A 12,756-nucleotide genomic window follows, 5' to 3' on the forward strand; every position below is an offset into this window, starting at 1 on the left:
TTTTGGCGAGGAGGAGAGTCAGCCAATGAATCAAGCAGCAGAAGCATTTCTAAACGAAGTATGGACTTCCATCCAAGAAATTTACAAAAAAGAGAACCAGCGGATCAACGAGATCAAAGACTGGAGTCGACTGCAGGTAGGGATCAAAGACTACCTGAGAGTGGCATGGAGAAAAGGAGAACGCAACTGGGCCAATGGCAAAATCCACGTGGATGTCCATGAACCTTACAGTTGGAGTGACGACTCGTACAAATACGAGGCGGGTCCTTACATAGAGGAGCTTACAGAGGAAATTCTCATGCAAGAGTTTTTTCCCGCACTGTGTGAACGAATGGAATCCCTTTTCCATTCCACTGACTATGATTCTCACTTTTTTAATTACCACTTCGATCTCGTCTTCGAATTCGAGTGGGAACAATCGATGCAGTGCCATTCTCACCATTTCGTAAACGAACGCAAACGCGAGAGTCTAAAACAAGCATTGGATCAATTTATCGAGTCAAAAATTAAGCCGGAGCTTCCCGTACGTCCGAATGAAAAAGACGATTTTTTCTTCGCTCATTGTCTCGTCAATCCCGATCTGATGGAACAAAAGCAGGAGGTTATCGAACCGCTCATCCAGCGTCTTAGCGAAAAGCTGCGCTCCAATAAAGAACGCAGTGATTCGTGGACATACTACTCAACGATGGCTTTAAAGGGCTGGGCGGATGAGCGTTTTTTGGTCAAATTTTTTGATCGTACCGGGCATTATGGAATGGATTGGGCTTTGAAACTTGAGCAGGAACGTCAAGAACCAAAAACTGAGGAGCTGGACTTTTTCTTGTACATCGCTCTCGCAATTGGTAACAAGGAACCTGACACCCGCAAGAAGTTCCTGCACCTCGCTGTTCAGCTCGGCTCCAAGCAGGCTGCGGACTATGTAAAACGGGGCAGCGGTCGCTTTGAAAACGAGTATAATAGCACTCTGATTCAAGCAAGCGCCAATGACGTTTTGCAAGCGATCGACATTCGTATCGTATCTGAGGAAGAAGCAGCCTACGGTGAAGCCATAGATTTTATCAACGGCCTTTTGCGTGAAGGCTTTCCAAAAGGGTACAAGCTCAAGCTGAAGAGCAGCGAAAAGCACTACCTACCAGTAAAAAAGCTGGCGAAGTCAGGTCTCCACCAGTTTTTTGCGAATGCGTCCCGTTATCCTGTCTTATACCCGATAATCGCGGAATATGCCGAGCTTGCGATGGAGGAGTTTGCGTGGTACGGGGATGTAGAGCCTAGTGAGAAATCCGTCATGCCTGGCACCTATGCGGTATTGGCTCTCGGCTTGTCTAGCAACGATTATTTTCCACTTTTTCGTCGCTATATGGAGCTGGTCGACACGGAGCATCAGTCTGCCCAGGACGATTTTGCGATTGCTTTTATCGAGGCGCATGGTGTAACCGTAGAGAATATGCCAGTACTCGTCTCTCTGGTGCTTGGTAGTAGCGACTCGGCGAAGCCTTTGAAAAATATCAACATCGATCGTGCAGAACTGGTGGACGCACTCATAGGGGCGCTTGCAGCGATGGAAGATTACCTGCGGGAAACTGTTATTTATCGCCTTTTCGGCGGGAATAAGAAGCTCGCACAGGCGGTAAAAAAGGAGTCTTCCCCCATCAAAGATAAGCTTGCACAACTGCTAGCCTTGGTCGAATAGCTTCATTGACAATATTTAGAAGGCCATGCTATATTGAAGTCAACTACATGGAACGGAGGGTGAATCATTTGCGCAATTGTTTATTTATTGGAAAAGCCAATCCTATAATAAATAAACAAGAAGCCAAATTCACCCGCAAATTTATATCTTGAATTCCTGTATGGTCTATTTTCCATATAGCGATTTCTAGTATGAGAGCAAGATGCTTCTGTTTATTGGACAGAAGCATCTTTTTTTGTTGTCAAAAAAAGGGGGTGGTACAGATGAACAAAGAGTAAAGGATGAGAAACGTAAAAACGAAATGGGGAATCCAAATGGTTGAACTGCATAATATCACGATTACTACCAAAAAAGACGGCAGGCCTCTCATTCAAAATTTGCAACTGACCCTGCAACTCGGAGACAAGATTGCCATCATCGGGGAAGAGGGAAATGGAAAAAGCAGTTTGTTAAAATTGATTTACGCGGAACAAATGATTGCCGAGTATTGCACATTTGAAGGAAAAGTGTTGAGAAACGAATGTTCCATGGGTTTTCTTTCACAGGAGCTATCGGACGAAGAAAAACAAATGACCATTGCTGACTTCTTTTCCGAAAATCAATGGAGCAAAGAACTGGTGAGAGCGATGGATGATCTCGGCATTCATGCATTGGATTCAGATAAAAAGATGGGTGTTCTGTCCGGTGGTGAGCGTTTCAAATACCGCTTTTTAAGTCTGTTGGCAAAGAATCCTGATGTTCTATTACTGGACGAACCTACGAATGATTTGGATATTCAAACGATGGAATGGCTGGAAGAATTTATCCAACAAACGGCTATTCCTGTCATATATGTATCGCATGACGAAACATTTATTGCGAATACAGCAAACGGTATTCTTCATATGGAACTGACGAAGCGCAAGCAAGTACCCAAATATACGTTTTCAAGAGAACCCTATGAAAATTACTTCGCGAATCGCGAGAGTCACTTGAACAAACAAGAGCAGATGGCCAGAAAACAAGCTTCTGATCATCGAAAGCAAATGGAGAAATGGCATGACGTTTGGAATAAGGCAGAACATCAACATCGGAATGTAGCCCGGTCAGACCCGCGACTGCAAAAGAAAATCAAGTCTCTGAAAAATCAAAAAGAGCGCATGGAGAAAGCGTCGGAAACGTTTCTAGAGGCACCAAGTGTAGAAGAAGCTAGCGAATTCCGATTTGATTCTGCTGTACATGTGCCCGGTAGTAAGCAAATCCTCGAATTTTCCTTGGAAGTACTGCAAATAGCGAACAAACAGCTAACGAAACAGATTCATCTATCGATCAAGGGCCCAGAAAAAGTCGCGATTATTGGGGAAAATGGGATCGGAAAAACGACATTGTTGAAAAAGATCATGGATGAGCTAGTCCAGCACTCGTCATTAAAGATCGGTTATATGCCCCAAAACTATGAAGACCGACTGGATTCAACGAAAACACCGATTGAATACTTGGAAAGAACCGGGAATAAAGATGCGATGACAAAAGCGTATACTCATTTAGGCAGTATGAAATTTACAAAAGAGGAGATGCATCAACCCATTAAAAACTTATCTGGGGGACAGAAAGCGAAATTGCTCCTGGTAAAAATGATTTTGGATCAGTGCGAAATATTAATACTGGATGAACCAACCCGAAACTTCAGTCCTTTGACGACTCCTGTTATGTGCCGCGCCTTAACGGCTTTTGACGGTGTGATTATCAGTATTTCGCATGATCGACGGTATTTGCATGAGGTCGCAACAACTGTTTATGAACTAACTTCCGATGGTCTCACGAAAATAAAATAAGGGATAGTGGCGGAATCATTGCTACATGGTTGACATTGCTATTTGAATTCAATATACTGACTTTAATTTCATATGAAACTTACGTTGAAAGAGCTCAGTAGCAGCTTATTCCCTGTTCTAGAAAGCCGGGGGTTGATGGAACCCGGTACACAATAAGCGAGCGAATTACACTCTGGAGTATCTCGGGTAATGCCGAGCGGAATCGCGAACGATAAATCGCTACGAGTGGCATGAATGGCCTGCGTTAACGCATGTGTCCATTGGTGCAAGTTGGGTGGTAACACGGTTATTCAATCGTCCCTATGTCTACAATAGACAAGGGACGATTTTTTATTTTTACCATAGGAGATTGAAGGAGTGTATGGCAGTGAATATTATCGACGAACTCGAATGGCGCGAAGCCATCAATCAGCAAACAGATGCAGAAGGGCTGCGAGAATTAACGAATGAAAAAGCAGTCTCGTTATATTGTGGTGTAGATCCAACAGGTGACAGTATGCATATCGGTCACTTGATTCCTTTCATGGTACTGAAACGCTTCCAGCTCGCTGGTCATCGTCCGGTCATTTTGATCGGTGGTGCAACAGGTACGATTGGCGATCCGAGCGGCCGTCAATCCGAGCGCTCTTTGCAAACACTGGAGCAAATTCAGGAGAACGTCGACAAACTCACCGCGCAGATGAAAAAGCTGTTCATTACAGAAGGCGACAACCAAATCCGTTTGGTGAACAACTACGACTGGACGCATAAAATCAATGTCATTGAATTTTTGCGGGATTACGGTAAAAACTTCAGCATCAATACGATGCTTGCCAAGGATGTTGTGTCGAGCAGACTGGATAGCGGAATTTCATTTACGGAGTTTTCCTACCAAATTCTGCAGTCGCTGGATTACCTGCATCTGTACAAACATGAAGATGTTCAGCTGCAAATCGGCGGTTCCGACCAATGGGGCAACATCACTAGCGGTCTCGATCTGATCCGCAAAAAAGAAGGATCAGAATCAAAAGCATTCGGTCTCACCATTCCTCTGATGCTGAAGGCAGATGGTACGAAATTCGGGAAGACAGCGGGAGGAGCCATCTGGCTTGATCCAAACAAAACAACACCATTCGAATTCTACCAATTCTGGGCGAATACCGATGACCGCGATGTTGTGAAATACTTGAAATACTTCACATTCCTCTCCAAAGAGGAAATTGAAGAGTTGGCTGAAAAAGTACAGACCGAGCCACATAAACGCGAGGCGCAAAAAGCGCTAGCTGAGGAAATGACGAGATTTGTGCATAGCGAGGAATTGCTGGAGCAGGCGAAGCGCATTACAGCAGCTCTGTTTACTGGTGATATTAAATCGCTATCGGCAGACGAGATCGAGCAAGGCTTCAAAGAAATGCCGACGTACGAATCTACCCTCGAAACGAAGAACATTGTCGACTGGCTCGTTGAGATTGGCATTGAGCCATCCAAGCGTCAAGCACGTGAGGATATTACAAAAGGCGCTATCTCCATGAATGGCGAGCGCGTTACCGATCTCGAACTGGAAGTAACGCCAAGTCTCGCTATCGGCGGACGCTTCATCATTATCCGCAAAGGCAAGAAAAACTACAGCTTGGTAAAATTGTCTCAATAGATGAAGGAATAAGAAGCTTCCCTAGAAACATGAAGGGAAGCTTCTTCTTATATTTGCATTACTTTCGTGTTTGACAGTCCTCCACCGTATGATTGTGGAAGGACATCGCATTGCGATCTAGACTGTAGCTGATAAAAGTCAGCAACGATGCCACGATCGCGACAATCGCACCAGCCCAGGAAACATCAATGAGTTCACGGTTTGTCGTAATAAATCCACCCAAAGCTGATCCGAGAGCGATCCCAACATTGACTGACACAGGAGTTAATGAGGAAGCCAAATCTCTGGCAGCCGGGAAATGTTTATCGGCCAAATCAATAAAGTACAATTGCATCGTGGAATTCATGATATAAACGACCAAGGCCATAAAGGATAAGCTGATGAATCCACCGAGAAGGGTATGGGACGAAAAATAAAGAGATGCGAGAATAACGGCTTGCATCAGATACACATACCGGAGCTTTCCAATCCCGTTGTGAGCGGCCAGTTTTCCACCAATCAACGTGCTAAAGATCGAAATGACCCCGTAGAGTAAAAATACGAGACTAATAGATTGGTTCGGTACGAAGAGCACTTCTTGCAGCAAAGGAGTTAAATACGTATATACTGTGTAGGTTGCTGCGATACTTAATGCCGGGATAAAAAACGCGATGATGATACGTCTATGGGTCAGTAACCCGATTTGTTTTTGCAAGGAACTCCTCGATCCCTTCAATCCTTTCGGGATGGTCGTTGCACTTGCAAGGAGTGAAATGACGCCTAGTAGAGCCGCAAACCAAAAGGCCATTTGCCAACCTCCCCATTGCCCAATAAATGTACCAAGTGGCACCCCAATAACGCTGGCGATCGTGAAGCCTGCAAAAATGATAGAAATAGCGGTTCCCCTTTTCTCAGCAGGCATCGTTTCACTGGCAACCGCCATGGCAAGTGCAATCAAAACCCCGGTCACAACAGCAGTCAAGATTCTGGAAACAAGAAGCAACATATACGTCTCGGATAGGGCAGTAAGTATATTCCCTGTAATAAAGATGCCGATCAATGTGAGCATGAGTGGATACTTGGCAAATCGACTAAAAATAGCGGTTAAGATCGGTGTACCGATGGCAAATGAAATGGCAAAGGCTGACACGAGAGATCCTACTGTTGAAATCGATATGCCCAACTCTGATGCCACATCACTAAGCAGCGAGATGATGACAAATTCACTCGTACCCAGAACGAAAGTTAATAGAAATAAGGTAAAAGTCAGGAACTGTTGCTGTCTGTTCAAAAGCTGAATCTCCTCTCCACATGTTCGATTGTTAAGCTTTTTCTAAGGCAATCTGGAGCTCGGCAACATAAGAGTCTGGGTCTTCGGGATTTTCACGACGAATACAAATTTCACGACGAGGTTCATTCTCTTTGATCCGATATCCATTTCGTTCAATCCACATCGCCAATTCGACACTCGCATTGCAACGGCACGTCGTCCGGCAATGATGGATGAGCGTAGCCATCAACGGAATTTCCGGCAATCGCTTAACGGTAAACGGTGGTTCGGTCTGCAAATCGTGAGTAAGCAGACGCGCCACTTCCACATCCATGTTGTCATCGCACTCCTCGCACCCATGCCAAAGAACCATTCTGGAGAGAGAAGATTGACCTGAACGCCCCATATAATCGTCCAACTTTTGAAATAGCTCCGGAATATTATTGAACGGAGTTCTTTGACGATAGGATAGAACGAGTTGGGGCTCTACTTTTTTTAGAATGACATCATGCGAAGGCAAGCTTTTCTCTTCATTTTCAATGGCATACAAACGATCCTTGATGAGATTCAGTCTTGCTTGCTCCTTATCGAGAATGGACTGAATTTCGCTTTGCTTGATTCGAAACATCCCCCTGATTTGTTCGAGTGGGATTTGCTCGCTCATCATCTGACGAATTTGATCCAAGGAAAATCCCAATTCTTTATAGGCCAAAATCCGATTAAGCTGAAACATTTGGTCAGCCGAATAATACCGATAGCCTGAAAATTTATCAGTATGAGCTGGTTTGAGCAAATGAACTTGGTCATAGTAACGAAGTGTTTTGACGGAGACTTGACTAATCTTTGCAAATTCACTGATTTTAAACATGGTACAACCTCCATACTTACGTCTTTTCTGTACCGAGTATAACTTTCCAGTTAAGGGGAGAGTCAAGCGGCATGGGAAGGGGAATGGGCAATGAAAAAACCGGTGGGTTTCGATTCCACCGGTTTTGATCGATCTTTATTTTATTTCCGAAGGGCAATACTAGCCACTTTGTTCATAGCAATAACAGCAACTGCATTCGGCTCCAGATCGAACCAAAAAATAAGATCGCCATCCGCTTTCTTCTGCGACGGCTTCATCCCGTTCACATAGACTTCCGAAGCTTTTGTCGCCATCGAAAGACCAGAAATCTTGCGCATGCCATCATTGTGCAGAACAATAGAGCCGTTTGGAGCATATTCCATTCTGACTTGTGAGAGGGCAAGCCAATAATCCATGATTTCACGTACGGTCGTCAAATGCAACTTGCCTTGATCGCGCAGGGTGTCCATTCGTTTCAATAAGCGGTCAAAATCGGGATGTATGATCCAGTTACCTTTGATATCCCGAATGATAAATTTCCCGCCTTGCTTTTTGGCGGGAATTCTTGCCAAGTAGGTATGATTGATAAAAATCCCACGATTTTGAATGAGCTGCTGGAGATTTTGTTCCAGATACAGATGCAGTGTATCTTCCGGAATGGTGGCAGCCGACCATGAATAAAACGGGCCAGTGACTGTCGGATGCGACCAATAGAGAGGGGTGCGCAGAGCGTCGCCTCTTTGGGATTGGTACAGATCAAGACCATGATTGGGATTGGCGATATCTTCTGAGCTGTAGTGCCAAAAATACGATGTGCCGTATTTTTTCCACTGATGCGCCAAGTAATTCGCAGTTTGGTTGTCGAGCGCGTTAAACGCAAAGCCGGACTTCAAATATCCATGGTCAATCCATGTATTGCTTTGGAAGTGATCTTTCATTACTTGCAACGCATCTTCCGTAGTCTTTTGATAGTGCCTGATTTCGTATGGATAGATGGTATGTAGACCAATATCATTATCGTTCCGATTCAGATCATCTAGAAACTGCAAAAATTCAGGGCATTGCACAATGGCGACATTGACAGGCGATTTCGCTTGAAAATACGGATTTGAGTAAAACACGCTTTTCGTAACCGGTATTTGATGCTTGACAAAACCGCCTGTCGCTTGTGCCGATGATGTAATCTTCTCGGAGCCGAAATAAACAGCCCGATTCGTTTGTAGCGTTTGCTCGTCAGCATGCTCTGTCCATACGTGTGTCGCCAAAAAACCAAAAGGCTGACTCATAAATCGCGGCATGAGCTTCGGTTGATACCCAACTACCAATGAGAATGAATTTGTTCGTTCATCGTTTGCACGATATTCGGAAGCGTGGCGGACTTTTCCAACTTGATTCGTTGAGCCTTGCTGTACGTATCTGTGATCGTTCATGTGATCCAGATTGACGATGAGCTGTTTTTGCGTTGCATTCAATTCAAGTGACGACACGTTGGGAGCATGGTACAAAAAAGCTGATTGCTTCCCTTGACCGAATTTCGCACCTTGGCGATCCAGCCAGTAAGAAGCTTGGAATTTTTGTGTGTCTACTTTCCGGTTCTTGCGGTATACCTCTGTTACATTTGGCTTGAATTGCAGGGCGAACGCCTCTCGAAAAACCTTTGCCACTTGCTTGTAGCTGGTTTTTACGGAGACATCGATGGCAGGGCTATTTTTTTGCAATTCATATTTTGTTGTAACCACTGAAAGTGGAGTATGACCTGTGACGATGACTGTGTTACCAGTAGCAGTCTCCTGTTGTTCCACCTTTACGTCATCCCATTTGCGAACCCAGTGGTTGCCCCGTTTGATAAAAATGTTCCGGTCGATAACTTTCGACGTAGCAGGAGAGAAGAACACGTCATTTCCACGGACGGCAGTTACTTTAGCTTGATGGACAAGTGGAGCATTCATTCTGCCGCCAAACGATTCGGAGCGAATTTCGATGGCTGCTCCTGGTTGAAATGCTGGACGTTGATCCAACGTTATTTGATTGGCTCCTTTCGGAAGGGAAGGAGTCATTGCATTGTAGATCGCGCCATATTCAGCCTGGTACTGAATGGAAGAGAGGATTTCATTTTTCGCCAAATCGGTAATGCGGACATTTCCTGCCTCATCCCAGCTAAACACATAATACGGATTTTGAAAGGAGGATTCCTTCGCAAGGGTAGGTATTGGAAAAGAAAGTACTAAGAAAAGCAATAATATGAAGGGAATGGCGGAAAACCTTTTTGCCAGCATGATTTTCTCCTTGTGTACGATGATATAGGTTAGACGAATGTGCACCGAAAAAGCCACAAGGTAACCCAGCATGATTTAGACCTTCTCAAACAGCAAGAAAAGATATATAATTAATTAAATTAATTAACTAATAAAAAGGAGCTAACATGTACCCGTTCTTTTCAAAAGTCGCATTCACACATCGTATGTACAATAATCAATTGCAAGAGGAGTTACTTCCATTTGGTATATCTGTCACGCAATGGGCGTTGATTCGTTATCTGAAAAATAACGGTTCTGCTACTTTTAGCGACGTTGCCGATTATTGGCAAGTAGAGAAGCCAGCCATTACACCGATTGCGCAAAAACTAGCCGCGCGTGAAATCATTTCGATTTCATCTGGATTAGACAAACGGCAAAAAATTATGTATTTGTCAGAGAAAGGTGAAGCGCTACATAAGACGATTATGGAAGCGACTGATCCGTTCTTGGAAGAAATATTGGAGGGCATTTCACCAGAAGAAAGAGACGCAGCAGCAACAGTACTCGAAAAAATAATCATGAACCTAAAGAGAAGAGGGTAAGCAGTGAAGAAGGATAGGCTTTGGACGAAAGAGTTCGTTATTGTTTCTTTCATCAATTTTCTTTTGACACTTATGTTTTTCTTACTAATGGTTACGATTGCTTCATATGCCAAGACAGAATTTCACGCTTCAACTAGTTCAGCAGGATTGGTTTCCAGTATCTTTATCATTGGTGCTTTGATTGGCCGATTACTCACTGGTAGAGCCATTAGTCATATTGGTACGAAAAAAACGCTTTGGATTGGGTTAGGATTTTTTGCTGTCACCTCGTTGCTTTACTTTTTTGCTGTCCATATCAGCTTTTTACTGGTCAATCGATTGTTACAAGGGATTGCTGTTGGGATTGCCAGTACAGCAACAGGTACCATTATTGCTCAAATCTTGCCAGCGTCTCGCAAGGGTGAGGGGATTGGCTATTACAGTTTAAGTGCGATTTTAGCCACTGCCATTGGTCCTTTTCTCGGCATGATCTTATTGCGGCTTGAAAATGGTTTCACTTGGATCTTTACGATGAATGTTGTGTTTTCCCTGATTTGTTTGATGTTTTATGCCATGGCAAAAATCAATGTTCCGCTTCCTTCCGCAAGTGTGAAAGAGGAAGCAAAAGGTTCTCTGCTTTCGAAATTCATCGAGCCGAAAGCTTTGCCGATTTCATTCATCGCCTTATTGATCGGCTTCAGCTATTCGGGTGTCTTGTCATTTCTATCGTTTTATGCGGAAGAAATTAATCTCTCCTCAGCTTCCAGCTATTTCTTCTTGGTGTATGCCATTGTCATTATCCTCTCACGTCCATTCTCAGGAAAGCTAATGGACGCAAGAGGGGCGAACATCGTGACATACCCCAGCCTAGTCATATTTGCGCTCGGGATGCTACTATTCAGTCAAGCCTCAACTTCCTGGATGCTACTGCTATCTGCTGCATTGATTGGAGTAGGCTACGGTAACTTTAACTCCATTGCCCAAACGGTAGCTGTGAAGGTGACAGATCCGCATCGCTTTGGATTAGCAACCTCTACTTACTACATTTTGTATGATCTAGGATTAGGAATCGGGCCCTATCTGCTCGGATTTATCGTACCGCATACAGGATATCGTACGATTTTCGTCGGGATGGTTGCCTTCATTCTTTTCAGTATCCCGCTTTATCACTGGCTACACGGCAAACGAGATCGAGAATTGATGCGTGCAGCTTAACTCATCCAGGATAGAAATGGGGAGTTAGGACTCATAGTAAAAATATGCAGGCTGCCCTTAGTCGGTAGCCTGTTATCTTTTCCAGTAGTTTTTTTAATACGCATGATTGTGGAAAGTTCGAGGGAAGTTTTAGTGAAAGTAGAAAAATGATAACGAACGGTTGAAAAACATAGTATACTTTTGGGTGGACATATTAATGGAAAAGTTTATGAACAAACAGATCAACTTAGAACTCACAAAGGTTAGGAGTCAACTAGAAAATGATGGAGAAAGTACACTGGCGAGAAATAAAGAAATACATAATGATCGCGACTTACACCGTATTGCTGTTTGCTGTGGTCTGGAATTTTCCTTCTGTAAAGTCATTTATCTATGAAATATTTGACTTATTAGATCCTGTGATTTATGGGATTGCCATTGCTTACATCTTGAACATTTTAATGAGATTTTATGAAGAAAGACTTTTCTCACCCCTTAACCGTGGTAACAATCGAATCTGGTTAAGAGTGAGACGTCCTTTTTCGATCCTGTTAACCCTGGCGACTGTCTTGGTATTTTTTACATTTCTCATGTGGTTTATTGTCCCTCAGCTTCTCACGAGTATTTCCATGCTTGCGGCAAGCATTCCGAATGACATGCAATCATTGAAGGCTTTCGTCGATGGTTTTGCAGAGAGGTTTAACTTGTCCGGCGATTTATGGAATACACTTATGGAGAAGTGGAATGAAATTGTAAATAAGTTTGGCCATTTTTTTCTGACTTCCATCCCTGTATTACTGACTTACACGAAAATGTTTACCGTTAGCTTTATCGATGTCATCATGGGGCTGATGTTGTCCATCTATTTACTCCTTTATAAGGAAAAGTTGATGCTCATTGCGAAAAAACTCGTTTATGCCTATTCATCAAAAGCAAAGGCGGACCGGGCTGTAGAAATTGGACAAATCACCAATCGAGCATTTAGTGGCTTTATCTCAGGCCAGCTAACAGAGGCTCTCATTCTTGGCGGGCTTTGTTTTGTAGGAATGTGGGCGTTTCACATGCCGTATGCATTGCTTGTGAGTGTGATCATTGGTGTAACGAGCATTATTCCGATTTTTGGTGCTTATATCGGGACGATTCCGAGTGCCTTTATTATTTTAATGATCGATCCAGTGAAGGCATTTTGGTTTATTGTCTTTATTCTTGTCTTGCAGCAAATCGAAGGTAATTTTATTTATCCGAGAGTGGTAGGTAATTCAATTGGCTTGGATGGCTTATGGGTGATAGTAGCCTTATTGGTTGGGGGAGCATTGTTCGGGTTGATGGGAATGCTGCTTGGAATCCCTGCTTTTGCCGTCGTATATACCCTTGTCAGAAGCACGACGAACAAGCGACTGAAGGACAAGAAAATTATCCTGAAAGAATAGGTGTCTACTGTTTCGATTCCTCAATGATATTGTAAATCTAAAGGCTCACACTTTCGAATGAAACCAGAAAGTGTGAGCCTTTTT

Annotated in this window: 9 protein-coding genes and 1 other annotated feature; of the genes, 6 read left to right on the forward strand and 3 right to left on the reverse strand. The window is 43.6% G+C overall.

Annotated features, from left to right (window positions below):
- Window positions 1-25: 25 nt before the first annotated feature.
- The 3 genes from ACQ5DJ_RS03780 to tyrS all read left to right on the forward strand — a co-directional run bounded on the left by ACQ5DJ_RS03780 (window position 26) and on the right by tyrS (window position 5,134).
- Window positions 26-1,690 (forward strand): DUF6138 family protein, encoded by a 1,665-nt coding sequence (locus ACQ5DJ_RS03780; protein ID WP_429841246.1) that lies wholly within the window; start codon window positions 26-28, stop codon window positions 1,688-1,690.
- 281 nt (window positions 1,691-1,971) lie between these two features.
- A complete protein-coding gene (locus ACQ5DJ_RS03785; RefSeq protein ID WP_429841247.1) occupies window positions 1,972-3,504 on the forward strand; it encodes an ATP-binding cassette domain-containing protein in 1,533 nt (510 codons plus the stop codon).
- A gap of 75 nt (window positions 3,505-3,579) precedes the next feature.
- Window positions 3,580-3,809: a binding site (T-box leader), on the forward strand.
- 56 nt (window positions 3,810-3,865) lie between these two features.
- On the forward strand, window positions 3,866-5,134 hold the full coding sequence (gene tyrS, locus ACQ5DJ_RS03790; RefSeq protein ID WP_429841248.1) for a tyrosine--tRNA ligase: 1,269 nt from the start codon (window positions 3,866-3,868) through the stop codon (window positions 5,132-5,134).
- A gap of 58 nt (window positions 5,135-5,192) precedes the next feature.
- Here tyrS and ACQ5DJ_RS03795 read toward each other — a convergent pair whose 3' ends face one another.
- From ACQ5DJ_RS03795 to ACQ5DJ_RS03805, 3 genes are all read right to left on the reverse strand, one after another.
- The gene (locus ACQ5DJ_RS03795) at window positions 5,193-6,404 is read right to left on the reverse strand and encodes an MFS transporter (protein WP_429841249.1); all 1,212 of its coding nucleotides are present in this window, start codon (window positions 6,402-6,404) and stop codon (window positions 5,193-5,195) included.
- 31 nt (window positions 6,405-6,435) lie between these two features.
- Window positions 6,436-7,251, reverse strand: coding sequence for a MerR family transcriptional regulator (locus tag ACQ5DJ_RS03800; RefSeq protein ID WP_429841250.1), 816 nt, complete (start codon window positions 7,249-7,251; stop codon window positions 6,436-6,438).
- A 140-nt stretch (window positions 7,252-7,391) separates the two neighbouring features.
- Entirely contained in the window at window positions 7,392-9,578 is a 2,187-nt protein-coding gene (locus ACQ5DJ_RS03805; protein ID WP_429841251.1) for a hypothetical protein, read from the reverse strand.
- Window positions 9,579-9,652: 74 nt separating this feature from the next.
- Here ACQ5DJ_RS03805 and ACQ5DJ_RS03810 point away from each other — a divergent pair, with 74 nt between their 5' ends.
- From ACQ5DJ_RS03810 to ACQ5DJ_RS03820, 3 genes are all read left to right on the forward strand, one after another.
- Complete coding sequence (locus ACQ5DJ_RS03810; RefSeq protein WP_429841252.1) at window positions 9,653-10,069, forward strand: MarR family winged helix-turn-helix transcriptional regulator; 417 nt, start codon at window positions 9,653-9,655, stop codon at window positions 10,067-10,069.
- 3 nt (window positions 10,070-10,072) lie between these two features.
- Window positions 10,073-11,263: an MFS transporter gene (locus tag ACQ5DJ_RS03815; RefSeq protein WP_429841253.1), complete on the forward strand. Its 1,191-nt coding sequence runs from the start codon at window positions 10,073-10,075 to the stop codon at window positions 11,261-11,263.
- 260 nt (window positions 11,264-11,523) lie between these two features.
- Complete coding sequence (locus ACQ5DJ_RS03820; RefSeq protein WP_429841254.1) at window positions 11,524-12,672, forward strand: AI-2E family transporter; 1,149 nt, start codon at window positions 11,524-11,526, stop codon at window positions 12,670-12,672.
- The last annotated feature ends 84 nt before the right edge of the window (window positions 12,673-12,756 follow it).

This window comes from Brevibacillus sp. FIR094 (assembly GCF_050477165.1).
Taxonomy (GTDB): Bacteria; Bacillota; Bacilli; order Brevibacillales; family Brevibacillaceae; genus Brevibacillus.

Bases quoted from the DNA above. Each gene is read 5' to 3' on its own strand.
- ACQ5DJ_RS03780 (WP_429841246.1), top strand. From the start codon at position 26: ATGAATCAAGCAGCAGAAGCATTTCTAAACGAAGTATGGACTTCCATC.
- ACQ5DJ_RS03785 (WP_429841247.1), top strand. From the start codon at position 1,972: ATGAGAAACGTAAAAACGAAATGGGGAATCCAAATGGTTGAACTGCAT.
- tyrS (WP_429841248.1), top strand. From the start codon at position 3,866: ATGGCAGTGAATATTATCGACGAACTCGAATGGCGCGAAGCCATCAAT.
- ACQ5DJ_RS03800 (WP_429841250.1), bottom strand. From the start codon at position 7,251: ATGTTTAAAATCAGTGAATTTGCAAAGATTAGTCAAGTCTCCGTCAAA.
- ACQ5DJ_RS03805 (WP_429841251.1), bottom strand. From the start codon at position 9,578: ATGCTGGGTTACCTTGTGGCTTTTTCGGTGCACATTCGTCTAACCTAT.
- ACQ5DJ_RS03810 (WP_429841252.1), top strand. From the start codon at position 9,653: ATGTACCCGTTCTTTTCAAAAGTCGCATTCACACATCGTATGTACAAT.
- ACQ5DJ_RS03820 (WP_429841254.1), top strand. From the start codon at position 11,524: ATGATGGAGAAAGTACACTGGCGAGAAATAAAGAAATACATAATGATC.